Origin of the sequence: Shewanella sp. ANA-3 (assembly GCF_000203935.1) — a bacterium.
In the GTDB taxonomy this organism is placed as follows: Bacteria; Pseudomonadota; Gammaproteobacteria; order Enterobacterales; family Shewanellaceae; genus Shewanella.
In genome coordinates this window covers 1,257,491-1,281,949 of record NC_008577.1, presented here as the reverse complement: position 1 = coordinate 1,281,949, position 24,459 = coordinate 1,257,491, and the positions used below count along the sequence as shown (strand labels likewise).

The 24,459-nt window shown below is 48.8% G+C and carries 16 protein-coding genes; 9 read left to right on the top strand and 7 right to left on the bottom strand.

The window, feature by feature from the left end; genetic code table 11:
- On the bottom strand, window positions 1-3,672 hold the full coding sequence (locus SHEWANA3_RS05710; RefSeq protein ID WP_011716193.1) for a PilC/PilY family type IV pilus protein: 3,672 nt from the start codon (window positions 3,670-3,672) through the stop codon (window positions 1-3).
- A 546-nt stretch (window positions 3,673-4,218) separates the two neighbouring features.
- On the opposite strand from SHEWANA3_RS05710, the gene SHEWANA3_RS05705 reads away from it, so the two are divergent.
- The 4 genes from SHEWANA3_RS05705 (at window position 4,219) to SHEWANA3_RS05685 (ending at window position 10,902) form a co-directional block, all read left to right on the top strand.
- Window positions 4,219-5,376: a metallophosphoesterase gene (locus tag SHEWANA3_RS05705; RefSeq protein ID WP_011716192.1), complete on the top strand. Its 1,158-nt coding sequence runs from the start codon at window positions 4,219-4,221 to the stop codon at window positions 5,374-5,376.
- Window positions 5,377-5,641: 265 nt separating this feature from the next.
- A complete protein-coding gene (locus SHEWANA3_RS05695) occupies window positions 5,642-6,436 on the top strand; it encodes a transporter substrate-binding domain-containing protein (RefSeq protein ID WP_011716191.1) in 795 nt (264 codons plus the stop codon).
- Between the two features lie 198 nt (window positions 6,437-6,634).
- Window positions 6,635-7,747 carry an efflux RND transporter periplasmic adaptor subunit gene (locus SHEWANA3_RS05690; protein ID WP_011716190.1) on the top strand — a complete coding sequence of 371 codons (1,113 nt, stop codon included), beginning with the start codon at window positions 6,635-6,637 and terminating at the stop codon, window positions 7,745-7,747.
- Window positions 7,747-10,902, top strand: a complete 3,156-nt coding sequence (locus SHEWANA3_RS05685) for a multidrug efflux RND transporter permease subunit (protein WP_011716189.1) — start codon at window positions 7,747-7,749, stop codon at window positions 10,900-10,902. The genes SHEWANA3_RS05690 and SHEWANA3_RS05685 overlap by 1 nt, the downstream gene beginning before the upstream one ends.
- A 75-nt stretch (window positions 10,903-10,977) precedes the next feature.
- On the opposite strand, the gene SHEWANA3_RS05680 is transcribed toward SHEWANA3_RS05685, so the two are convergent.
- Complete coding sequence (locus SHEWANA3_RS05680; RefSeq protein WP_011716188.1) at window positions 10,978-12,156, bottom strand: multidrug effflux MFS transporter; 1,179 nt, start codon at window positions 12,154-12,156, stop codon at window positions 10,978-10,980.
- Window positions 12,157-12,299: 143 nt separating this feature from the next.
- On the opposite strand from SHEWANA3_RS05680, the gene SHEWANA3_RS05675 reads away from it, so the two are divergent.
- On the top strand, window positions 12,300-13,067 hold the full coding sequence (locus SHEWANA3_RS05675; RefSeq protein WP_011716187.1) for a helix-turn-helix transcriptional regulator: 768 nt from the start codon (window positions 12,300-12,302) through the stop codon (window positions 13,065-13,067).
- Between the two features lie 152 nt (window positions 13,068-13,219).
- Window positions 13,220-13,693 carry an NYN domain-containing protein gene (locus SHEWANA3_RS05670; RefSeq protein ID WP_041412568.1) on the top strand — a complete coding sequence of 158 codons (474 nt, stop codon included), beginning with the start codon at window positions 13,220-13,222 and terminating at the stop codon, window positions 13,691-13,693.
- Window positions 13,694-13,713: 20 nt separating this feature from the next.
- Here the strand turns inward: SHEWANA3_RS05670 and SHEWANA3_RS05665 are convergent, their stop codons facing one another.
- The 3 genes from SHEWANA3_RS05665 to SHEWANA3_RS05655 all read right to left on the bottom strand — a co-directional run bounded on the left by SHEWANA3_RS05665 (window position 13,714) and on the right by SHEWANA3_RS05655 (window position 19,507).
- On the bottom strand, window positions 13,714-14,982 hold the full coding sequence (locus tag SHEWANA3_RS05665) for an HD domain-containing phosphohydrolase (protein WP_011716185.1): 1,269 nt from the start codon (window positions 14,980-14,982) through the stop codon (window positions 13,714-13,716).
- Window positions 14,983-15,105: 123 nt separating this feature from the next.
- Window positions 15,106-18,255, bottom strand: coding sequence for a multidrug efflux RND transporter permease subunit (locus SHEWANA3_RS05660; protein WP_011716184.1), 3,150 nt, complete (start codon window positions 18,253-18,255; stop codon window positions 15,106-15,108).
- A 13-nt stretch (window positions 18,256-18,268) separates the two neighbouring features.
- Window positions 18,269-19,507 carry an efflux RND transporter periplasmic adaptor subunit gene (locus SHEWANA3_RS05655; RefSeq protein WP_011716183.1) on the bottom strand — a complete coding sequence of 413 codons (1,239 nt, stop codon included), beginning with the start codon at window positions 19,505-19,507 and terminating at the stop codon, window positions 18,269-18,271.
- A gap of 359 nt (window positions 19,508-19,866) precedes the next feature.
- Here SHEWANA3_RS05655 and SHEWANA3_RS05650 point away from each other — a divergent pair, with 359 nt between their 5' ends.
- Window positions 19,867-20,487 carry a TetR/AcrR family transcriptional regulator gene (locus SHEWANA3_RS05650; protein WP_011716182.1) on the top strand — a complete coding sequence of 207 codons (621 nt, stop codon included), beginning with the start codon at window positions 19,867-19,869 and terminating at the stop codon, window positions 20,485-20,487.
- An 88-nt stretch (window positions 20,488-20,575) separates the two neighbouring features.
- On the opposite strand, the gene SHEWANA3_RS05645 is transcribed toward SHEWANA3_RS05650, so the two are convergent.
- A complete protein-coding gene (locus tag SHEWANA3_RS05645) occupies window positions 20,576-21,004 on the bottom strand; it encodes an OsmC family protein (RefSeq protein ID WP_011621862.1) in 429 nt (142 codons plus the stop codon).
- Between the two features lie 203 nt (window positions 21,005-21,207).
- On the opposite strand from SHEWANA3_RS05645, the gene SHEWANA3_RS05640 reads away from it, so the two are divergent.
- Window positions 21,208-22,026, top strand: a complete 819-nt coding sequence (locus SHEWANA3_RS05640) for a transporter substrate-binding domain-containing protein (protein ID WP_011716181.1) — start codon at window positions 21,208-21,210, stop codon at window positions 22,024-22,026.
- Window positions 22,027-22,041: 15 nt separating this feature from the next.
- On the opposite strand, the gene SHEWANA3_RS05635 is transcribed toward SHEWANA3_RS05640, so the two are convergent.
- Window positions 22,042-22,935 (bottom strand): LysR family transcriptional regulator, encoded by an 894-nt coding sequence (locus tag SHEWANA3_RS05635; RefSeq protein ID WP_041412954.1) that lies wholly within the window; start codon window positions 22,933-22,935, stop codon window positions 22,042-22,044.
- A gap of 131 nt (window positions 22,936-23,066) precedes the next feature.
- Between SHEWANA3_RS05635 and SHEWANA3_RS05630 the strand changes: the two genes are divergently transcribed.
- Entirely contained in the window at window positions 23,067-24,323 is a 1,257-nt protein-coding gene (locus SHEWANA3_RS05630) for an adenylosuccinate synthase (protein WP_011716179.1), read from the top strand.
- Window positions 24,324-24,459: the final 136 nt, after the last annotated feature.

Sequence of the window (24,459 nt, the reverse complement as noted above, 5' to 3'; positions counted from 1 at the left end):
TCATTGATCTACGTAGTAGTAAATCTTGTTTGCCTTGGGACCACTGCCGATACACTTAGGATTACCACTCTCACAAGTCGCCTCCTCGGGCACCGCCTTACCAATCCCAATCAAAAACATATCTGGAGTGGGAGCCTTAGCATTGGGGGCATCGGGCTGCGCAGCCGGGGGGATAACCAATTGCGGCGTATCCAAAACCAGTTCACCGGCATACAAGAAATCGGTTCTATAGCCATTTGTGCCCTTGTGTAAGTTCTTTTTATAGAGGTAGCCCTTACCCGAACTCAAACATTGGTTCACCGAAGCATCACTGCCTGGCACAAAACTAGTGAAATACACCTCGCCCTGAACTATGGTCGCAGAAGATAGACTCTTTTCACCTTTGCGGGAGAAGTTATAGTACCAGCCCCGCTTTTGACCAAAAGCGATTTCGCTGGCTTTATCATTTGGCGCCGCCGTAGTTACATCGTATAAGTCACTTAAGGTTAAGGCGCTCGGCACTGGCTTTTGATTAGGTTTACCTTGGAATGATTGAGTCACTATGTTCCTATCTTGCAAGGCAAAAAACATATCCGAACGGGACGCATCGCTAGGCTTCGCCCTGTGACCGCTGCCTACAACTACGGCATCGTAGGGAATATTCTGCTTAGTCACTGTCTTGGTCGATTTCCCATTCACCACCTGAGTCAACTCGAAGGTATTGGTGACCATGGTCTGCGCAACCGCCGGCCCCGAGAAAAATCGCCGATCCCCAGCCACCGAACTCCTGTCCCCTAATGCGGCAAATTTAAATCCCGACCAAGTCGAAGTATTTGCCGAAGGCATGTCCATTCGCCACACATTCCCTTGTGTGTCTGTGGCATAGATCCTATCCGTTCGGCCATCGCCATTACCATCTAACACGGCAACGCTGCTCGGAATACTGTTGGCAATCCCCGGCAATAGGGTGTTGGCGCCATTGCCACCAAATTGATGAATTAATGCCCCCGTTTCGGCGTCGACAATAAACACGCCTCGACCTTGGCTATCGTCACTGCCAATCTCGGCGCCATCCTTGGTCGCGGGGGTATATCCCGCACCGAAGATCAGCACAGGTTTATCGCCTGTGGCACTCGGAATCGTGGTGACGACAGGCGTCGACCAGGATTGACCTAATTCGCCCATTCCCGGAGAACTAGCATCAATCCTCCACATAAAAGTAGGATTATCGGGGGAGGTGATATCGAGGGCATAATAAGCATTTCCCCCACGGCGCATCCCCACAAACACCCACGCTTTTTCAATACGTTTGCCCTGCATTTTGGTGTAAGCGACTGGCGAGCCATCGATGCCGTATACCGAGTGCACGCCCGTTGGCGCGTTCGCCTTCAGATCGCGAAAATTCGGCAGCAACTCATAGGGGATAAAACCCCAAGTCTCAGACACGCTATCGCCTTCATCCTTGAACATATGCAGGAACCCATGGTTAGTCCCCACGATAATCCGAATATCGGGCTGGTCTTCAGAGCCAAAATTGAGTGCTAAGGGTTTGGAATGTAAAGCATCCCCCATAATATCGGCGCGCCAATTGGGGGTTGCGCCACTCGCGGCACTGAGGTCCTGATTCTTGTCATTATCGACATCGATGCCCTTGGCCCAATCAAAATGCTCGCTAAGCTCAGTTTCATCGACCCCCATATACAAGGCCAAACGGGCATCGCCCCCCGCTTTGCGAGAGGCATTCGACAGGGTAAATGGGCTTAATCCCGTGCCTAAATTACTGTACAAGGTGCGACTACTCGCCTGCTGCATTGCACCTAGCACTCCACCCCGCTTCACATCGTTACCATCGCCACTCGCACCACACTCTTCGGCCGAGGTCCAATAGGAGCAGGCCTCGGCTTTGATGTTGCCATCTTCACCTATCGCATTGTTGCCTTTGCTATCGACAACATCACCACTACTGGTCACCTTAAATTTCTTGATATTGCCTAACCATCTCGGCCCTTTGTTCGGCAAAAACATAGAGTAATAAGCGGAATCAAAGGTTTGTGTTCGGTTAAAGTTATTACTTGCCACCGAGGGAGAGGTAAAGCTGGCATTTTTTTCGAGGATATTGTTCAGGGCCGTTTGTAATGAAGAGCGTAATTTACTGGCATCGGTCGCATCGAAATACTTACCTCCGCCATTTTCGGCGGTCTGCTTCAGTAAATGTTCGGCACTGGCGGCACCTTCACTAAAGCCGATGGTAAAGGTTCTAACGGTTTGTTTACCCGCAGAATTAGGATTGACGTCTTCATTTCTCATCCAGCCCGAAAGCGCACTAAGGTAACTGACAGGACTTGAGGTATGTTTTCCCACACCTTTAGTTAACTGTTCAACCAAACCATCGGCCGCGTTATCCAAGGTGGGTTCACCGTCGGTGATATAGATGATATAGGCTTCGTTTTGGCAACGTTTGAAAGGCGAGTTATAGTTATTGGTCCCCACGACTAATGCTTCGGGATCAGTAAAAGGGTTTCTTTTCGCTTGGTAAGTCCCTTGATAGCGCCCCCACTGATCGTAATAATGGTAATCGCTATCGTCGTCACCAAAATACTGACTCTGCCCGCCAAAATAGCGGTACGCCTCATAGAGGGTTTCGCATAAGGGGGTATTTTGAGCGTAGTTAATATCATTGATCCCTTTGAGCAAATCAATTTTAGCTGCAGCGGACATGGGCTTAATCCCAGAGATAATCCGTCCACCATCACGCTGGCCATCATAGGGGCCATTCATATTAAAAATCGCTAGGCCAAAATCCACACCCGGCGTGGTTAGAATCACACTTTCAATCGCATCTTTAGCCAAGGCCAGTCGTGTTTTATTGACCTTAGTTTTCGGGCCATGCAGCCAGTTTAAGTAATCTTCGGTATAGACGGTAACCACTTTACCAGTACCAAACGCGGTTTTTTCGGCCTTGGCCTTAGCCGCAGACTTTGCGCTGTCTGACGAGCTAGTACTGGCCTTTGTGTAACGAACCGGTTTGCTTGCCGTCCCTAGGCTATCCACGGGTAAACCTTCAGCTTCGCCTACCGCGTTACCGAACTTGTTTTCCTGAATATCCTCAAAACAATCGACAGCGGAAATGGAACTGCCGTTAAGCTCTGAAAACTCTCTCCAAGACCCCGAGCTTCCCGAAAAACCATACTCCCTAAAAAACCCCGTAAAGGTGCCGTAACGATTGAGATATTCCCATGAACTTTCGCAGCCATTGAGCGCCCCTTTGAACTTACGTTTTTCCCTCCGTGAATTAGGGTTGGGCGCTGCCGCGTTTTCCGATGAGCCTCGGCTATAGAATAAATTACCCGATTGGGCATAATTTACTGCGCGCTTATTCTCGTAGGGCGCCTCGACATCATAGGCGAGACTGCTCATGCTGCCCGAGTTATCGAAAATAATCAGTACCTGAGGACGCGAGCCATTACGGGCCGATGCCTCGAAAACATAAAGCTCAGTATCATCGGCGTGAGTCGGCGCCATAAATAAGCTGGCCGCACTCACAATTACACTCGACAGAATAAGGGAAATGACGGACGTTAACGTATGGCGAACGTTTTGTGGTCGAGAGTTAAGGGATATCAGTGAAGAAGCACGAGCAATAGAGAATACCAACCGATTATGTGGCTGGCATTTAAATAAAAACGGAATCATACGGTATGCATATCTGTTATTTAGATAAAAATAAAAACACTTTCACCTAGGATTTAATAATTTAAATCGCACGATTTAAAATAGAAAAGCAAAAATTACCGAATGAAGCACAGTAAAATCATATCATTAGGTGACACTCGTGACTTTTACCACTATCAACACTTATTTGGCAATAAATAAACAAAAATATTTAAGCCTCAACACAAATATCCACATATCAGCGTTAATCAAACATTGTCACTTAATCAACCAAGTGAAATAACTCGATATTGAGCAGACTTAAAAAATAACCGTATATAGTCCGATTAAAATAACGATATAAATTTAAATAGAATACTTATTTTAATGGTTTGATAAAAATAAATTCACTCTCATTTTAAACACAGCATTCAAGATAAACTCTCAAGTTTTGTATGAGATAAGCATGACTTTCAATCGCTTGCTCATGAACAGCTCCCCTCTTGATGACTCTTGCCGCATTCAATTATTAACATTATGCTAACCAGCCCTAAATAGGTGACGTAAAACAATAATAAGGAACATCGAATGCGCATACTCTCCGAATCAGGTCTACCCCATGCCAACAGCCCATCGCGGGATGTGTGTTCGTCCGTGTCACCTAAAAAGCGCAGCAATATCGCCGCTCAGGGAGTTTTATTCTCACTACTCAGTTTATTTTCCGTTGCCAGTAATAGTGCAGAGCCAAGCTCCCCAGTCACCGATGGCCCCTATGTGTTTCTCGACCAAGGAAAAGAAAACACTGCTTACTGGATCTGCCAGAGTGAGTTAAAACAAACTCCTATCGCAAACAATCAATTGGCTCGCCCAAACGATTGCGGCAACTTGCCACAACCTTTACGCCATAACGCAGCCCCTCAGATTGAAGCCGATACTTACACCCATGCGGGTAAAATTGTGGCCTTAAGCGATGTGCATGGCCAATTTGACGTGATGATTAATTTACTTAAAGCCCACAAGATTATTGATGAAAATAATCATTGGGCCTTTGGTGATGGCCATATGGTGATGACAGGCGATATGTTCGACCGCGGTCATCAAGTCAACGAAGTCCTGTGGTTTTTATATGAGTTAGATAAGGAGGCGCAAGCCGCGGGTGGCCGTTTACATTTACTTATGGGCAACCACGAGCAAATGGTGTTTCGCGGCGACTTACGCTATATCAATGAGCGTTACAAAACCTCAGCCGAATTGCTTAATCGCAGCTATGATGCACTCTACAATAAAGACACCGAAATTGGCCGTTGGCTTCGTAGTAAAAACACGCTGGTGAAGATCAACAATCTGCTATTTATGCACGGTGGAATAAGCCCTGAGTGGGTCGAGCGTAAACTCAATATCAGCGATGCCAACCAGTTATTTCGCCAACATTTAGACGATAAAAAAGAAGAGCTAAAACAAAACGATCTGCTGAATTTTCTGTTTTTCACCAACGGCCCGACTTGGTACCGAGGCTACTTTAAAGACGCGCTTAGCGAGCAAGAAATTGACCAGATCCTTAGCTACTTTAAGGTTGACCACATCATAGTCGGCCATACCTCGCAAGATCGGGTTCTTGGGCTTTACCATAATAAAATCATTGCGATAGATAGCAGTATTAAGAATGGTCAATCTGGCGAGCTATTGCTGATAGACAAAGATAAACTTACCCGCGGCCTCTTTCAGGGTGAGCAAGTACAACTTTAAGCCATTAGAAGAAAATTAAAGGATTAAGGGCTTATGGCATTTCCCCATAAGCCCTATTTTTTCGAGGCGATGATTCGACTAAATATCCATTTCTCGCTGTAGTTATAGATAGTGATCACCATAGCTATTGCCATAGTTATTGTCATAGTCATCGCCACTTCAATTGTCATAGCTCTCACCATAATAACAACCACACAAAATTCCCACTCAAGGTTCAAACAGCCCCTATACTCAGCAAAGTGACGCTTTATTTTAAGGGACAAGTATGAACCTCAAGTCGCTAATCAAGATTAGCCTTGTATTGCAGCTCTTAGGATTATCTACGCCGTGTATGGCGGGACGAGAGTTAACACTGGTCGCGACTAACTACCCTCCCTTTTATACCAATGAGTTACCCGACCAAGGCGGCGTCGCGCTTGTGGTCAAAGAAGCCTTTAAACGTCGCGGCTACAATGCCAGTGTCAAATTCTATCCCTTCGCGCGGGCAGCATTGCTTGTTAAAACCGGCCAAGCCGATGGCATTATTGGCCTTTGGTATCGCAAAGAACGTGAGCAATGGGCACACTATTCCGATCCCATCCAAGCAGTCCAAATTGTGTTCTATAAACGCAAGGATAATCCGTTAAGTTTTAGTCAATTAACTGAACTAAAGCCCTTCACCATAGGTATTGGTCGCGGCTATGCCAATCCACCCGAGATAGCTGGTGCGGGACTCACAACAGAGGAAGGTAATTCAGATGAGATGAATCTTAAGAAATTATTTCTAAAACGCATCGACTTAGTCTTAATAGGTCACAACCTTGCTGAGTATTTAATCAAACAACATGGCGATGAATATACCGATGCCTTCGAGCAGGTTGGCGAGCCTATCGCGACTGAAGTATTTCATTTAGGGGTTTCCTTGGCCGTTAGCGATCAAATAACCTTAGTGGCAGAGTTTAACAAAGGCCTTGAATCAATGAAGAAAGATGGCCGTTTAGCCGCGATTTTAAGCCGATTCCCTCAACTTCTATCTACTTCAGATCCGATAGAAAAAATACGAACACAAGCACATCCTTAGCCCGATAACTAGGCTATTTTAGCCACGCCCACACAGCCTGAAAAAATTGTTGGCCGTCTTTTCGACAAAAACACAATTTCTTTCACTTTCGTGCGCTTAACTTTACAAAGTTTTACTCACCTGATGACGGTTATTCACTAGAATAGCGCCATTAGTGCGATCGCCTCTTAACCGTCTTTGTGCGAGATAATTATTCCAATGAAAAAAACCATAATAGCCATTGCCTTAATTGCTGCGGTTGCCACCGCTGTGAGTTTTAGTGATGTACTGCAGGCGGCCAAACCCGAAAGCGCGCCCCATTTAATGCGCACTGTACCTGTGGTCACAGGAGAAGTGGTTGAACATCCACTGGCACAATCGATTTCACTCATAGGTAAACTCGCCGCCGATCGCGCCGTGGTTATCGCGCCGCAAGTCACAGGCAAAATTAAGCAAATCGCCGTGACATCGAATCAGGCGGTCAAAAAAGGCCAACTGCTTATCGAACTCGATGATATGAAAGCCCAGGCCGCAGTAGCCGAGGCCAATGCCTTTTTAAATGATGAAACCCGTAAACTCAGGGAATTTGAAAAACTCATCAGCCGCAACGCCATCACCCAAACCGAAATCGATGCGCAAAAGGCCAGCGTCGATATCGCCAGAGCCCGACTCGCCTCGGCGCAGGCAGATTTACATTACCATTCGCTAATCGCTCCCTTTGCTGGCAAAACCGGCCTGATTAACTTCAGTGAAGGAAAAATGGTCAGCATTGGCACAGAGCTGATGACCTTGGATGATTTATCCAGCATGCGACTCGACCTACAAGTGCCCGAACATTTTCTGTCACAGCTCAGCATTGGCATGCCCGTCTCGGCGACCAGCCGCGCCTGGCCGGGAGAAACCTTTATCGGCAAAGTAGTCGCCATCGATCCCCGCGTCAATGAAGAAACCTTAAACTTGAAGATCCGCGTACAATTTGAAAACGCGAAAAACCGTTTAAAGCCGGGCATGATGATGTCATCGACCCTCACCTTCCCGCCGATTTCCGCCCCGATTGTGCCAGTGCAAGCCTTAGAATATTCAGGCACTAAGCGCTATGTGTATGTGGTGGGTGAGGACCATATCGCCCATCGCACCGAAGTAATTTTAGGTGCCCGCGTGGGTGACCAAGTGCTTATTGATTCGGGCCTCAAGATTGGCGACAAAGTGGTGGTGCAAGGGCTAGTGAACATGCGCGATGGCTTAAAGATCAATGAAGTGGTGCTCGAAGCCAAAAACGATGCTAACCGTCCAGCGGCCAAGTCTGACGTCAACACCGCGGAGACGAAATAATGTGGCTGTCCGATGTATCCGTTAAGCGCCCCGTCGTCGCGATCGTATTAAGCTTATTGCTGTGCGTCTTTGGTTTAGTATCCTTCACTAAACTGTCGGTACGGGAAATGCCCGATGTCGAAAGCCCAGTAGTGACCGTCAGTACCAGCTACTCAGGTGCCTCGGCCGCGATTATGGAGAGCCAGATCACTAAGACCCTTGAAGATGAACTCACGGGGATCAGCGGCATAGATGAAATCACCTCAACCACCCGTAACGGCAGCTCGCGGATCACAGTGAAATTCCTCCTCGGTTGGAACTTAACCGAAGGCGTGAGTGATGTGCGTGACGCCGTGGCCCGCGCCCAGCGCCGTCTGCCCGAAGATGCCAACGATCCTGTGGTCTCTAAGGACAATGGCTCAGGCGAGCCGTCCGTCTATGTCAACTTAAGCTCCAGCGTGATGGACAGAACTCAGCTGACCGATTACGCCCAGCGCGTATTAGAAGACAGATTTAGCCTCATCAGCGGCGTGAGTTCCATCAGCATCTCGGGCGGTCTGTACAAGGTGATGTACGTCAAGCTCAGACCCGAGCAAATGGCGGGACGCAATGTCACAGTCACCGACATTATTAACGCACTGCGTAAAGAAAACGTCGAAACCCCGGGCGGTCAAGTACGTAACGATACCACTGTGATGTCGGTGCGCACCAAGAGACTCTATTACACCCCGAAGGATTTTGACTATTTAGTGGTACGCACCGCCAGCGATGGCACGCCTATTTATCTTAAGGATGTGGCGGATGTGGCCGTTGGCGCCCAGAACGAAAACTCCACCTTTAAGAGCGATGGTATCGTTAACTTAAGCTTAGGCGTCATCACTCAGTCCGATGCGAACCCTTTGATTGTGGCGCAGGAAGTCCATAAAGAAGTCGATAGAATTCAAGACTTTCTCCCCGAAGGCACAAGCCTAGTGGTGGACTTTGACTCGACCGTCTTTATCGACCGCTCAATTAACGAGGTATACAACACCCTCTATGTCACTGGCGCCCTCGTAGTATTAGTGCTGTATATCTTTATCGGCCAAGCCAGAGCGACCCTTATCCCAGCGGTGACAGTACCCGTGTCGCTGATCTCGGCCTTTATTGCCGCCAATATGTTTGGCTACTCGATTAACCTCTTGACGCTGATGGCATTAATTCTCGCCATCGGTCTTGTCGTCGACGATGCCATCGTCGTGGTAGAGAACATCTTCCACCATATTGAGCGCGGCGAAGAGCCACTACTCGCCGCTTACAAAGGCACGCGGGAAGTAGGCTTTGCGGTTGTGGCCACCACCGCCGTGTTAGTCATGGTGTTCCTGCCGATTTCCTTTATGGAGGGCATGGTCGGTTTACTCTTTACCGAGTTCTCCGTAATGCTGGCAGTATCCGTGCTGTTTTCTTCACTTATCGCCCTGACGCTGACGCCAGTATTGAGTAGCAAACTGCTTAAAGCCAATGTTAAACCGAACCGTTTCAACCGTTTCGTCGACAGTGGTTTTGCCCGCATGGAAAAGGTTTACCGTGTTGGCGTGACTCAGGCGATCCGTTTTAAATGGTTGGCGCCACTGGTGATCCTCGCCTGCGTTGGCGGCAGCGCCTGGTTAATGCAGCAAGTGCCCTCACAGTTGGCCCCGCAGGAAGACCGCGGCGTACTGTTCGCCTTCGTAAAAGGTGCCGAAGGCACCAGCTATAACCGTATGACGGCAAACATGGACATAGTTGAAGACCGACTGATGCCCCTGCTCGGCCAAGGCGTGTTACGTTCTTTTAGCGTGCAAGCCCCCGCCTTCGGTGGCCGCGCTGGCGATCAAACTGGCTTTGTGATCATGCAGTTAGAGGATTGGGAGCATCGCCATGTCACGGCGCAGCAAGCCCTTGGCATTATCAGCAACGCCTTAAAAGACATTCCCGACGTGATGGTTCGCCCTATGATGCCAGGCTTTAGGGGTCAATCGAGTGAGCCAGTACAATTCGTGCTCGGCGGCTCAGATTATGCTGAGCTGTTTAAATGGGCACAGGTATTAAAAGAAGAAGCCAACGCCAGCCCTATGATGGAAGGCGCGGATTTAGACTATGCCGAAACCACGCCAGAGCTTATCGTTACCGTCGATAAAGAACGGGCGGCAGAGCTTGGGATCAGCGTAGATGAAGTCTCACAAACCTTAGAAGTGATGCTCGGCGGTCGTAAAGAAACCACCTATGTCGACCGAGGCGAAGAGTACGATGTGTATCTGCGCGGCGATGAAAACAGCTTTAACAACGTCGGCGATTTGAGCCAAATCTATATGCGCTCGGCCAAGGGTGAATTAGTGACGCTCGATACCCTAACCCATATCGAAGAAGTCGCATCGGCACAAAAACTTAGCCATACCAATAAGCAAAAATCGATCACCCTTAAGGCCAACATCAGTAAAGGCTACACCTTGGGCGAAGCCTTAAAGTTTTTGGATAATAAGGCCATTGAGTTATTACCTAAGGATATTTCCATCGGTTATACCGGCGAATCTAAGGACTTTAAAGAAAACCAGAGCAGCATCTTAATCGTGTTCGGTTTAGCGCTCCTAGTGGCTTATCTGGTACTGGCGGCGCAATTTGAAAGCTTTATCAACCCCTTAGTGGTGATGTTTACCGTGCCTATGGGGGTATTTGGTGGTTTCCTCGGCCTGTTGGTCACCAGTCAAGGCATTAACATCTATAGCCAGATTGGGATGATCATGTTGATTGGTATGGTGACTAAAAACGGCATCTTAATCGTCGAGTTTGCCAACCAATTGCGTGACCGTGGTTTAGCCCTAGATAAAGCCATTATCGACGCCTCGACTCGTCGCTTACGCCCCATTCTGATGACAGCCTTCACCACCTTGGTAGGTGCAGTGCCGCTGATCTTCTCATCGGGAGCGGGCTCTGAGAGTCGGATTGCCGTGGGTACTGTGGTGTTCTTCGGCATGGCCTTCGCCACCTTTGTGACCCTATTTGTGATCCCAGCCATGTACCGCTTAATCTCGGCCGCAACCCATTCACCGGGTTATGTTGAGGCAAAACTCGAAGCGGCCATTAAGGCTCAAGAATTAGCAGCTCAAGAATTAGCAGCGCAAGAGGCGGCCAAACAACAGGAACACACTGCTAAAGCCTAGCACGAGACAGTAAAGCGAAACGGCATAAGGTTTGTTAAAACCATAAAGCCAAGGGAATCACCCTTGGCTTTTTATTTACGCTCGAGACGACTTCCCTCTTAGCACTGTCCTGCCTGCCAAACCCGCATATCCAAGCCCAACACATAGCAGTGCAGCTAAGGTAATAACGCCCCCAAGATGGCTTACCATGCCCGCACCGCCTAAACCTAGCCCCAACAGAATGTAATAAAACAGTCCAAACAGTGCACCCGCGGAACCTGCATAAGCGCGGTAGTTTGCCAGCGCCGAGCTCAGGATATTAGGAATCGCGATCCCATAAGCAATCACAATCAACAGCATGGGTAGTAAGAAATAAACATTATTCAAGCCAATATTAGTCGATTGGAACAGCCAAATACCGAGTCCTCCGAATAGTGCCATAAGGCTTGCTAACCGCACTAATAGCGCACAGGAATAGCCTCTACCCAGCAATAGTTTATTAAAATAACTGCCAAGGAATGCGCCAAAGCCCAATAACAACCCACTGGCACCGAAGGCAAGCGTCGACAATCCTCGCGCCTCAAACATAAATGGTGCCAGCGAAAAGTAGCTAAACCACATCAAGTTAAATGAGGCCACCAGCAGAGTATTTTTAATTATCCCAATGTCGGTAAGCATCTTGATAGCTAATTCAACTATCGCGATTTTTTGAGTGTGTTCAGGCTTGGTTTCGGGCAAAGATTTTACCGACAAAAACAACAACACAATGGCAGAAACCATCAGGGCGACAAATACCCCTTGATATCCCCAATAAGCACTGAGGATGCTCCCCAATAGCAATCCGATAATGGGACTAATCCCAAGAGACATGCCCATCACCGAAAAGACTTTCGCGAGTTCCTCCCCGTTGTAACTGTCACGCATCATGGTTTGAGTGATGACAGAACCCACTGCTGCACCAAAGGCCGATAATACCCGAGCGAACAACAACAGGGTAAAGTCGCTAATCATCAACGCGCATGCGGAACCAATGGCATAACAGAGTAAGCCCGCAAGCATGGCATTGCGGCGACCAATGATGTCGGCTAAACGACCCCAGCAAAATACGCCTACAGCAAAAGCGATAAAGTACACAGATAAAGTCTGCGAGGCGCTGGTAACAGACACCGCAAAATTTTCTGCAATATTAGGCAACGCAGGGCTATAGATGGTTTCCATAATTTGCGGAAACATCATCAAGAGTACGCACAGCCAGAGTGGTGGTTTTATTTTCATGATTTTTATCTACGTTTTAGCTTTCAGGGTTAACCGATAAACCAAAACGGCGCTCCATACTTGTCAAAGAGGGCGCAGTATAGATAGGATCCCTAAGTGACAATTAACGACACTTAGACAAAAAACATCAAAAATAAGACAGCATGGCCTTTATTCAACCCGAGCAGCAATTTAATCCCGATGCCTTAGACAACCTAGTGATCGGCATTGCCGCCGAAATGGGCGAGCATGACTCAGGCGTACATCAGCATAGCAAGGCTCAGTTGCTCTACTCATCGGCGGGATGTATGCGGTTTAACTTAGCCGATACTCAAGTCGTGTTGCCGCCAACCCGTGCGGCTTGGCTGCCCGCAGGCGTGATCCACCAAGTCACAATGCGCAATGTTGTGGCGTATCGTTCACTCTACTTTGAGCCTGAAACCGTGGCGTCTTTGCCGGATAACGTCACGATTTTCCATGTGGATCCGTTACTCAAAGCGTTAATCGACACTATGTCCTTTTGGCCTTGGGACAAACCCAGACACAGCCAGCACAATGCCTTTGCCCTGCTGATTGAAGAATTAGTCAATGCGGATGCAGAGAATTTAAGCTTACCCCTGCCCAAGGACAAACGGCTACAGAGCTGGCTTAAGCAATTGCAGCAACAGCAAAAAATCCCCGCCAGCTTGCAGGAAATGGCCATTGAAATTGGCGCTAGCGAACGCACCATCAGCCGTATCTTTAGCAACGAAACGGGCATGGCTTATCAGGCGTGGCGGCAGCAATGGCGCTTACTATCAGCTATTGAGCAATTAGCTGCGGGCGCCTCGGTGGCGCAGGTAGGATTTAACTTACAGTTTTCCAGCGACAGCGCCTTTATCAGCTTTTTTAAACAATATACCGGCACCACTCCGGCGCAATACTTTAGATAATCAATCTGTTAACCTAACTAAAAATCCATTAAACACAACGACACACGGCAACTCCCGATTAGACCCATTGCCGTTTTGCCTGCTCGCGCCATTAGCCGCCTTGCTGTGCTATAGTGCGAACAGTCTTCCAGCTGATAGCCATAACTTATCCCTTGAAAAAAATCGCCCTATTTGTCGACGTGCAAAACATCTACTACACCTGCCGTGAGGCCTATCAGCGCCAGTTTAACTATCGCAAACTCTGGCAACAGTTAAGCGCGCAGGGTGAGATTGTCAGCGCCATTGCCTATGCCATTCATCGCGGCGACGATGGCCAGTTAAAGTTTCAAGATGCGCTCAGACATATTGGTTTTGAGCTAAAGCTCAAGCCCTTTATTCAGCGCAGTGATGGTTCGGCGAAGGGGGATTGGGATGTGGGCATCACCATAGATGTACTGGAAATGGCGCCCGAGGTGGATACTGTAATACTGCTGTCTGGCGATGGGGACTTTGCCCTCTTGCTCGATAAGATAAGGCAAAAATACGCAATCGAGGCCGAGGTGTATGGCGTGCCCTCCCTCACGGCCAAATCCTTGATGGATGCTGCCACAAGGTTTACACCAATCACTCCCGATTTGCTGCTCTAACCTTTTACGCTAGTGAGCCACTAAGCCTCATACTCTTGTGTCGAGAGTTGGTAAAAATTATCGGCATCGGCTAGCAACACATCATAAACGTTCGAGTCCAACTTACCTTGTTGAACCATAGGCAACATAATCTCCAGCACCTCACTTAAGGACATTGAACCTCGATAAGGCCGCTTTTGGGTTAAGGCTTGAAATACATCGACGAGTGCAAGGATACGCGAAGGTAAATCTAATTGTTCTGGTCCTTTTCTAAAGGGGTAACCCGACCCATCGAGACGCTCATGGTGGTTTGAGGCCCACTCACCAATCACAGACTTTGGAAAAAAGCTCTTTAAGGTGTGGTCGGTATCGACGGTGTGACGCTTCATAATCGAGTATTCCTCCCTAGTCAGCTTGCCTTCCTTATGGAGTAATAAATCGGGGGTTTTGAGCTTACCAACATCGTGTAACAGCCCTGCCACATACAATAACTCGGCATCGGTATCCGATATGCCACAATCCTTAGCGACCAGTTTTGCCAGCAGTGCAACCTTGTCCGAATGATGAAAAGTAAAGGGACTCTTGGCATCGACAATCCGCGCCAGAAATCTTGATATCTGCTTAACGCCTTCGAGATCCAGCTGTTTGTCGTATAGTTGATTCGCTTCAAACTCGAGGGCCATTTGCTCGATATGGGCAGCCTCCATGTTGTACCAAAAGCCGTCTTTGCTGACTAATTGGCACATGGCCGCCACCATATTCGGCTCGAAGAGCACGCCACTGTGGGCTAGCAAATTATCCGCAACTAACCCCTCGTGGAGGGTGATTAGCTCTTGGTGACAACCATGGGTATAGCGCGCCCGCAGAAAATCGGTCCGATCGGCCAGAAACACCAATGCAGCAAGGTCACGGTCAAACTCAGAGATTGCCGCGGTTTGCAACTCTAGCCAAGGTGTATGGTGATAAAGCACAGTGAGGGCAAAGGCATCTAAGATAGGACACTTCATTAATGCCTCATACCCACGACGACTGTGGGAGGTGGCATCTTCTGGCTGCATTAATTTGAGTAGGCGTAGATGTTCCTCGGAGGAAGACACGCCGCAGTCATGGATAAGCCCCGCAAAATAGGCAAACTGCTTCTTTTCATCTGACCAGCCCAGCACATTGGCGCATTCGTAGGCCATATAGGCCACTCGATGACCGTGGTGTAAATCATCCACGCCGACAAAATCCAATGCCGTCGCCACGGCTAACAGCGCATGCCGCACATCAATTTTGATGCTGATTTCCTGGGGCTGAAAAGCATTCATCGCATTTTCCTAATTTAATGCACTGATCTAACTATAGTTACTTCGTCGATATTTACCCGCAAAAATAAAAAAAGACCTGCATTTGCAGGTCTTTTAAGGAGATAACAGATTGAACTGGCTTAATTACTGTGCCGTTAGCGCTTCCGCTTTACGGCGACCGCGTTTAGCGAGGGCGTAGTAAAATAGTGGCGTCAGGATTAATCCAAACAGTGTCACCCCTATCATGCCGGCAAATACCGCAACCCCCATGGCCTGACGCATCTCGGCGCCCGCGCCCGTTGAAAACACCATGGGTACCACTCCCATGATAAAGGCAATAGAGGTCATCAAGATCGGGCGTAAACGTAAGCGCGCCGCCTCGAGAATCGACTCCATGACTTCCATACCATGGTCTTGTTTTTCCTTGGCAAATTCGACAATCAGAATCGCGTTCTTGGTCGCTAAGCCTACGAGGACGATAAGACCAATCTGGGTGAAAATATTATTATCACCGCCATAGATAAGCACGCCACTGAGCGCTGAGAGTAAGGTCATTGGGATAATTAAGATAATCGCCAATGGTAAACTCAAACTCTCGTACTGCGCCGCCAGCACCATAAACACCAGCAGGATCACCAGAGGGAACACTAACAAGCCTGTGTTACCGGCGAGGATCTGCTGATAGGTCAGCTCAGTCCACTCGTAGGTCATGCCTATCGGCAAAGTCTCGGCGAGGATTTTCTCAATCGCAGCCTGCGCTTGCCCCGAACTCACACCGGGTGCCGGGCCACCGTTAATCTCAGCCGTGGTGAAACCGTTATAGTGCATCACACGATCGGGCCCCGCGCTCTGACTCACGTTAATAAAGGAGCCGAGTGGGATCATATCGCCATTCACATTCGGCACTTTTAGCTGGCTAATTTGCTGCGGGCTTTGACGGAATGCTTCGTCGGCCTGCATATTCACCTGATAGGTTCGACCGAAACGATTGAAGTCGTTGACATAGGTCGAGCCCATATAGGTTTGTAATGTCTGGAAAATTTGATCGAGCGACACTGCCTGCTGTTTCGCTTTAGTCCGATCGATATCCAGTTCAAGTTGTGGCACGTTCACTTGATAGCTAGAGAAAATCCCCGCTAATTGTGGATCGGCCCACGCCTTGTACATCACTTGTTGGGTCACCTGATACAAGGCCTCATAACCAAGGTTGGCTCTGTCTTGAATTTGCAGACGGAACCCTCCAATAGTGCCGAGGCCTTGCACAGGTGGCGGCGGGAAGATGGCAATAAACGCATCCTGAATACCAGCAAATTGCTGATTTAATTGGCCAGCAATCGCATTCGCCGACAGTTCAGGACTCTTACGTAACTCAAAATCATCTAGGGCAACAAACACCACGCCCGAGTTAGGACTATTGGTAAAACCGTTAATACTCAGACCGGGGAAGGCAATAGAGTGCGCCACACCGGGGTGATTTAAGGCGATGTCGGACATTTTCTTGATCACCGCATCGGTACGCTCGAGTGAGGCCGCATCCGGTAATTGGGCAAATGCCACTAAATACTGTTTATCCTGTCCTGGCACATAGCCCGTTGGGGTATTTACAAATTGCACGCCCGTAAGCGCAACCATGCCCAGATACACTAGTCCGATGATGCCGCCAAAACGGATCACCTTACGTACTAAATAGCCATAACCTTCTGAGGCACGGTTGAATAAGCGGTTAAAGGGTGTAAATAACCAGCCACCAAACAGCTTATCCATTAACCGAGTGAGCGCATCCTTAGGCGCATCATGCCCCTTGAGTAACAACGCCGATAACGCTGGGCTCAAGGTGAGCGAGTTAATGGCCGAAATAAAGGTCGAAATCGTAATAGTCAGTGCAAACTGCTTATAAAACTGCCCCGTTAATCCGCTCATAAAGGCGGTCGGAATAAACACCGCGGCCAACACTAAGGTGGTTGCCACAATCGGCCCAGTCACTTCCTTCATGGCTTTTTGTGTTGCGGCAATAGGGCTTAAACCCGAAGCGATATTTCGCTCCACGTTTTCTACCACCACGATGGCATCGTCGACCACAATCCCGATGGCCAGCACCAGACCAAACAGCGACAGCGCATTCAGCGAGAAACCCATCAAGTGCATAAAGGCGAAGGTACCCACCAAAGACACAGGCACGGCCACAAGCGGAATAATCGAGGCGCGCCAAGTCTGCAGAAACAGCACCACCACGAGTACCACTAAGAGCACGGCTTCGAGCAGGGTTTTCACTACCGCATGGATAGAGCCACGCACAAACACAGTCGGGTCGTACACAATCTCGTATTGCAGCCCTTCGGGGAAAGACTTCGCCAGTCTTGCCATTTCGGCGCGCACATCGTCGGAGATTTGAATCGCATTCGAGCCTGATGCTTGGAACACTGGGATCGCTACCGCGTCCTTGTTATCCAGCAATGAACGCAGCGCATAGCTGGTTGCACCGAGTTCGACACGGGCCACATCCTTAAGACGGATCACCTCACCGTTTTGACCGACCTTGATGATGATGTCTTCGAATTCTGACAGTTCAGTCAGACGCCCCTTAACGTTAATCAAGAGTTGGAAGTCGGCATTACCGCTAGGCTGCGCCCCTAAACTGCCCGCTGCCGCTTGCTGATTTTGCTCACGTACCGCGGCAATAATTTCAGCTGGCGACATGCCAAGCGCCGAGACTTTATTCGGGTCAAGCCAGATCCGCAGACTATATTCGCCCGCACCGAATAAACGCACCGCGCCCACGCCTTTGATACGCGCTAACTCATCTTTTACGTTGAGCGCCGCGTAGTTAGACAAATACAGCATGTCATAACGGTTATCCGGCGACAGTAAATGCACCACCATGGTTAAGTCTGGCGAAGATTTTTCGGTCACAATCCCCAGGCGTTGAACCTCCTGCGGCAAACGTGGCATAGCACGGTCAACCCGGCTCTGTACTTGGGTTTGCGCCCTGTCCACATCGGTGCCAATGGCAAAGGTGATGGTCAAGGTCATGCGTCCATCGGACGTTGCCTGCGATGACATATACAGCATGTCTTCGACACCGTTGATTTCCTGCTCTAAAGGCGAGGCAACCGTTTCAGCGATGACTTTAGGGTTAGCGCCAGGGTAGTTGGCGGTTACCACGACCGTCGGAGGCACCACTTCAGGGTATTCGGTAATGGGTAATTGCCAGACGGCAATCGCCCCTGTGATAAAAAACAGCAGCGAGAGAACGGCTGCAAATATCGGTCTTTTAATAAAAAACTGCGACAACATTCTGTTGGATTCCTTAACCGCGGCTCGCTACTTCAACGTCTGGAGTGGTGATATTTTCTTGATGTTTATCAAGCAGTAATTGAGCTTGACGAAGCGCCTCTAGCTGTTCGCTGTCGGCCATATCAACCAGGTGTGGCTCAATTTGCATCTTAGGACGAACCCTTTGCATGCCATTGACGACGATTTTGTCGTCTGCCGCTAAACCTTGCTTAACAATGCGTAAACCTTGAACTTTTTCACCTAGGGTGACGCCGCGATACTCAACAGTGCCATCGTTTGCCACCACTAACACGAACTTGTTGTTCAGATCCGTGCCCACGGCTTTATCGTCAATTAAGATGCCGTCATAGGCGCCGCTACCGGCGGTACGTAATCTGGCGAACAGACCTGGGAGCAAGCTGTTGTCTTCATTGCTAAACGTGGCGCGTACTCGAATAGTGCCCGTCTGTCTATCCATCGAGTTATCGACAAAGTCCACTAGGCCTATGTGTTGATATTCGCGCTCGTTAGCCAGCGCCATATACACGGGATTGTCGCCGGCACGAGGGTCTTTACGCTTTTTCTCGGCGGTTAACTTGACGTATTTCAGATAGGTTTGCTCATCCACATCGAAGTAGGCATACATGCTGGCGGTCGATACTAAGCTGGTTAACACACTCTGCCCCGCAGACACATAGTTACCCGCAGTGACATTGGCGTAGGAGGCTCGGCCATCAATCGGCGCGCGCACTTGGGTGTAATCCAAGTCCAACTCAGCGCGCAGCAGCGCAGCTTTTACAGAGGCTACGGCCGCCGTGGTTTGACGTTTGTTAGACTCACGGGTATCGAGTAATTCTGCAGATACCGCCTTTTGGGCAAAGAGTTTACGGGCACGTTCTAAGTCGTTAGTGGCCAGTTGCTCAGCAGAGAGCGCGCTAGCAAGATCTGCTCTTAACCGGGCCACTTCCGCTTCGAACACACTCGCATCGATATGGAATAGCACATCGCCTTTTTTCACTAAGGCGCCTTCTTTAAAGTTTACCGACGCGATATAGCCAGATACGCGTGGCACTAAGGTCACACTCTCTGGCGCCTGCAAACGGCCGGTAAATTCATCCCACTCGGTAACGCGCTCATGCAATACCTGCGCAACATCGACCTTAGGTGCACCCGGTGCTTGCCCCTGCTGGGCTTCGGGTTCACCACAGGCCGAAAGGACAAAAGCCGCCACGGCAGTCAACATCAATATCCGTAAAGGTTGGTTACTTTTCATCTTACAATCCTCATGTGGCAGGCATTTATCTCGTTTAAGACAGACATCAGTAATGAACACTCGGTCAAAACCAATAAATACCGACTGGTAAAAAATATTATGTACTGGGCGGTAATATATAGTGTAAAATGACCCTGTCAACTTATTTTGTACCGATGAGTATTTAATTTTTTGTGACAGCTTGAAACTATGTAGTTAAGCCTTTGAGGTAATTAGCCACAGCGAACGTGCTATGTGGGCTTGAATGGACGATATATTTTGATGAGTTACTCACCTAACCCGCAGACAGCTGGCAAGAGTGGCTGGACATGAACTAAACCCATGTCTATCCTAGGGGCAATTGAGAATTGAGGAGCCTAATGATGTCAACCGTCACCCAGACGCCCTGCGTAGGTCGCCCACGAGCCTTCGACGCCGACGATGCATTGGCCAAAGCCTTGGAAGTCTTCTGGCAAAAAGGTTTTGAAGGTACATCGTTAACCGATCTGACTCAGGCCATGGGCATCAACAAACCCAGCCTATATGCCGCCTTTGGTAATAAAGAGCAGCTGTTTCTGAAAGCGATCGAGTTATACGAGCAGCGACCCTGTGCATTTTTCTATCCTTCGCTTGAAAAAGAAACCGCCTATCAAGTGGTTGAGGCCATGCTCTATGGCGCTGCATCATCTTTAGTGGATGAGAGTCACCCCCAAGGCTGCTTAATTGTTCAAGGCGCCCTCGCCTGTAGCGAAGCCGGACAAGCGATCAAAGATACATTAATTACCCGCCGCCGTGACGGAGAACAGGCACTATGCCAACGTCTGCAACGGGCAAAGGATGAAGGCGATTTACCCGCAGATGCCGATCCGCTGCTGCTGTCTCGATACATTGGCACAGTGCTGCAAGGCATGGCAGTGCAAGCCACCAATGGCATATGCCCCGGAGAATTACGCAAAGTCGCCGAGCTAGTGTTAGCCAACTTTCCGAAAAATAATGCGTGATAGTGCGACTAGCTGATAATCATTGACATAAACCCCAGCAAACTCTGGGGTTTATGCTTTTAAGCCGCTATCGAAATTAATCTTGAGATTAGTGCTGAACTTGGTGAGTGACTAAGCTTGGACGCAGCAGATTGTCGTGGACAGGACAACGGTTACACACGGTATCTAAAAACTCGCTCTTTTGTGCATCGGTTAAGTCAGCATCAATGCTGGCATTGATGGCAATTTCTTTAAACCCCACAGGATCATCCGAAGGCTGGCCTAGTAATCCCGCCGAATTCATCACGGCTCTGACATGCACATCGAACTGGTGAATGGTGATATTGCGCTCACGCGCAACCATCTTAGCAATCGCCGAGATGCAGCCTCCGAGCGAAAATAAAAAGGTCTCTAAGGGATTAGCGCCTTCATTGGTCGCGCTGGGTTGATCGATAATCAGCAAATGCTCACGTACCTGCGCCGTAACCTTCCAACCGCTTCCCATATGTGTGGTGACTTCAACGACTTTATCCGCCATGACTTACTCCATTAGTTTTTTTTCAATCAGATAATCCTAATAATTAAAAAACCAAAAGTCACAACTTAAGATCACAGTTTTATGGCCTAACTCGTTTTGTCATAAACAATCTCGGCCACATCACAAATCGCAAAATCATTAGGTTCGTTATAGGCACTTATGATATAAATTTCCGATTAGGAATAGGATGATACGGAAATAAGATGCGTGTTTGCAGCCCAACAAGGAATGAATTTCAGCGAGTAATAAATAACCCGCTGACGTTGTTGATTGCGGCTTGCTTATTTTTATTCTCTGCCACAAGCCACTCCTCCTTTGCCCAAGAAAGCCAAAGTAGCCCACAAGCCGTAGGCCATAGCATCACCTTAGCCGCCGAAGACAGCTGGCCACCGTTTGCCAATCAGTTTGGCCAAGGGATCTCCCATCGCCTTATCGCGGCAGCATTCAAACAATCTCAAGTGGAAGTCAACAGCCTAGTCGTGCCCTATAGCCGCGCCCTTATGATGGCCGAAAAAGGCGCCGTCGATGGAGTCTTTAACGTGACCCGCGAGGCGAGTACCGAGCAACGGTTTGTGTTTGGTAACACGCCGCTATTTGTGGCGAAAGCCTCTTTTTATCAACGCAAACAACGCCCGCTCATCGCCGCCAATAAATGGGAAATTCCCAAAGGCAGCATAGTCGGGGTCATAAAAAGTTATGAGTATGGCGATGAGTTTCCCGAACTGGTGAAACAGCGCCAACTGAATGTCATCACGGTCGCTAACCAACAGCAACTGATTAATCTGTTGATGATTGGCCGAGTCGATGCGGCAGTTATGTTCGACTTAGTCGCACAGGAAAACCTGCAAAAAATGGGCGTCAGTGACGATGTGATCCCCGCCTTTAACAACCACAGCAGCGAGATTTATCTGGCCTTTTCGAAGGAAAACCCCAAAGCCGCACAACTCGCTAAAGAGCTAGATCTGGGCTTAACCCAGTTAAAAGCCAATGGACAGTATCAACAACTGCTTAGCACTAAGTAACCCTTCAAACCGCCATTAGCTGCCTTGGGTACGGATAATCTCTTGATTCACCCAATGTAGCAGCTGCTTAATCGCTTTCGATAGGATCTGATTCTGCCGCACTATGTAGCCCAAACTGGTGCTCGGAAACTGTGGCAATGGCGTGACTTTACTCTTTAAGTGCGTCTTAGTGTAAATCGAAAACTCAGGCACAATCGCCACCCCAAAGCCCGCTTCGGCCCAATCGATTTGCGCATCCACACTGCCGACTTCCATGATCCGATAACGGGGTAAATTTAAGGTCGGTAATGCGGGATCGAGCAACTCACGGGTACGGGTATCATGGCCGAGCAGAATCAAAGTCGGCCGCTCCGCATGGGGCGTATCATGGCTGGCTTGGCTTTGCTGCCACAGGTGCAAATTATCCCCAAGGGCACACCATTTGATTTGCTGTAACTCGGTAAAATGCAGCGGCTGACTCTCCTTTTGCGCGATCACAAAGCCTAAATCCGCTTCGGCATTAGTCACTAATTCTGAGGCTTGGGAAGACGTGGTATTAAGCAGGGAAAAATCAATCCCGGGGAATTCCGCTTTAAATAACTGAAATGGCTGAATAAGCAGCAAACGCGAAATGATATCGCTGGCCGCTATGGTCAAGGTACCTTGACTGAGATCGTTGATGGCATTGAGATCCGCCTGACACACTTGCAGTTCCATCAAGGTCTTCTGGCTGCTCTCGAGTAAACGAAACCCAGCCTGAGTTAGCCTAAACGGATTGCGCTCAATCAACTTAACTCGAGTATTCTGCTCCAGTTGTTTGATATGCAAGCTGACATTGGGCTGCGTCATATGCAGCGCCGCTGCCGCCTTTCCGAAGTGCTTACACTCGGCTAAGGTCACGAAGGTCTTTAACCAATGAAGTTCGAGCATCGCATTCATCTCCATCCATTCAGCTCACCCTATGATATATGATTTCCTTATCACGACGATAACTATAATTAATTTCTCTTATTCATTAAGCAGGTCTAGCATAATCGCTTAATTCCTGTGGAGATGATGTTATGCCGTCTATCGTAGTTGTTGGTGCAAATTGGGGTGATGAAGGCAAAGGCCGAATCGTAGATTATTTAGCCGCAGATGCTGCAGCGAGTGTCCGCTTCCAAGGCGGTAACAACGCAGGCCATACGGTCGTTAACGACTTTGGCACCTTTAAATTACACCAATTACCTAGCGGTATTTTCAATCCAAACTGCGTTGCAGTACTTGGCCCTGGCATGGTGATCAGCCCAGAAAAACTCAGTGTTGAAATCGCCGAAGTCGAAGCGGCTGGCATTGAAGTTAAACTGTGCATTTCTGACCGTGCGACCCTGTGCTTACCTATCCATGCACTGGAAGATACCTTAGAAGAACAACGTTTAGGCGATCTGGCCTATGGTTCAACCCGTCAAGGGATTGCCCCAGCCTATGGCGACCGCGTAATGAAGAAAGGTATTCTGGTTGGCTGGTTAAACCAACCCGAAGTGCTGCAAGAACGCATTCAATTTATGCTCGACTGGAAACTGCCCCAGTTAAAAGCATTGTACCCAAGCTGTGACTTTAGCCAAACGGCCGCCGAAATGACCCAATGGTTGTTGGATGTGACCGCCCCATGGCGTCCATTTATTTGCAACGTGACAGAGCCATTAAAAGCCTTACAAAAACAAGATGCTAACTTGTTATTTGAAGCGCAATTAGGCGCGGGTCGTGACTTGATTTACGGTGAGTATCCTTACACTACCTCTTCTAACGTGACGGCGGCTTTCGCTGGTCTGGGTAGTGGTTTACCGGCTCTGCGCCCAGAGCGTGTGATTGCTGTAGCGAAAGCCTTCAGCTCATCTGTCGGTACTGGCACCTTAGTGACTGCGATGGAAGAGCAGGATGATTTCCGTAAAAACGCCAACGAGTTTGGTGCAACTACGGGTCGTCCACGTGATATGGGTTACTTCGATGCGGTAGCAACTCGTAACGGTGTTGAACTGCAAGCTGCGACTGAAATCGCCCTGACCAAGATTGACTGCCTGACTGGCATGAAAGATCTTAAGATTTGTGTTGCCTACGAAGGCGAGCACACTGAAAACCCCATTTGGCCTCAAACTGCGGCATTAAGCCCAGTGTATGAACAAATGGAAAGCTGGAGCGAAGACATCACTGGCTGTCGCACCTTCGAAAGCCTACCAAAGGCAGCACAACATTATGTTGAGCGCATCGAAGCCTTAATGGGTGTGCGTGTGAGCATGGTGTCTGTAGGACCTGAACGCGACCAGATGATCATTCGCTAAGCGCTAGGCTTTAGCCACCGATTACCCTACAAAAAAGCCATATTCGTTTCGGCGAATATGGCTTTTTACTTTGTGTCGTCTAGATATTCTCAATCCTAACCACCGAATTTACCTGCACCTTGGGTTTTGTTTAGCC

What these genes read in the sequence shown, in the direction of transcription:
- SHEWANA3_RS05665 (WP_011716185.1), bottom strand. Translation starts at nt 14,982, where the DNA reads ATGAATGCTTTTCAGCCCCAGGAAATCAGCATCAAAATTGATGTGCGG.
- SHEWANA3_RS05660 (WP_011716184.1), bottom strand. Translation starts at nt 18,255, where the DNA reads ATGTTGTCGCAGTTTTTTATTAAAAGACCGATATTTGCAGCCGTTCTC.
- SHEWANA3_RS05630 (WP_011716179.1), top strand. Translation starts at nt 23,067, where the DNA reads ATGCCGTCTATCGTAGTTGTTGGTGCAAATTGGGGTGATGAAGGCAAA.
- SHEWANA3_RS05680 (WP_011716188.1), bottom strand. Translation starts at nt 12,156, where the DNA reads ATGAAAATAAAACCACCACTCTGGCTGTGCGTACTCTTGATGATGTTT.
- SHEWANA3_RS05635 (WP_041412954.1), bottom strand. Translation starts at nt 22,935, where the DNA reads ATGCTCGAACTTCATTGGTTAAAGACCTTCGTGACCTTAGCCGAGTGT.
- SHEWANA3_RS05690 (WP_011716190.1), top strand. Translation starts at nt 6,635, where the DNA reads ATGAAAAAAACCATAATAGCCATTGCCTTAATTGCTGCGGTTGCCACC.
- SHEWANA3_RS05705 (WP_011716192.1), top strand. Translation starts at nt 4,219, where the DNA reads ATGCGCATACTCTCCGAATCAGGTCTACCCCATGCCAACAGCCCATCG.
- SHEWANA3_RS05695 (WP_011716191.1), top strand. Translation starts at nt 5,642, where the DNA reads ATGAACCTCAAGTCGCTAATCAAGATTAGCCTTGTATTGCAGCTCTTA.
- SHEWANA3_RS05675 (WP_011716187.1), top strand. Translation starts at nt 12,300, where the DNA reads ATGGCCTTTATTCAACCCGAGCAGCAATTTAATCCCGATGCCTTAGAC.
- SHEWANA3_RS05645 (WP_011621862.1), bottom strand. Translation starts at nt 21,004, where the DNA reads ATGGCGGATAAAGTCGTTGAAGTCACCACACATATGGGAAGCGGTTGG.
- SHEWANA3_RS05685 (WP_011716189.1), top strand. Translation starts at nt 7,747, where the DNA reads ATGTGGCTGTCCGATGTATCCGTTAAGCGCCCCGTCGTCGCGATCGTA.
- SHEWANA3_RS05655 (WP_011716183.1), bottom strand. Translation starts at nt 19,507, where the DNA reads ATGAAAAGTAACCAACCTTTACGGATATTGATGTTGACTGCCGTGGCG.
- SHEWANA3_RS05640 (WP_011716181.1), top strand. Translation starts at nt 21,208, where the DNA reads ATGCGTGTTTGCAGCCCAACAAGGAATGAATTTCAGCGAGTAATAAAT.
- SHEWANA3_RS05710 (WP_011716193.1), bottom strand. Translation starts at nt 3,672, where the DNA reads ATGATTCCGTTTTTATTTAAATGCCAGCCACATAATCGGTTGGTATTC.
- SHEWANA3_RS05650 (WP_011716182.1), top strand. Translation starts at nt 19,867, where the DNA reads ATGATGTCAACCGTCACCCAGACGCCCTGCGTAGGTCGCCCACGAGCC.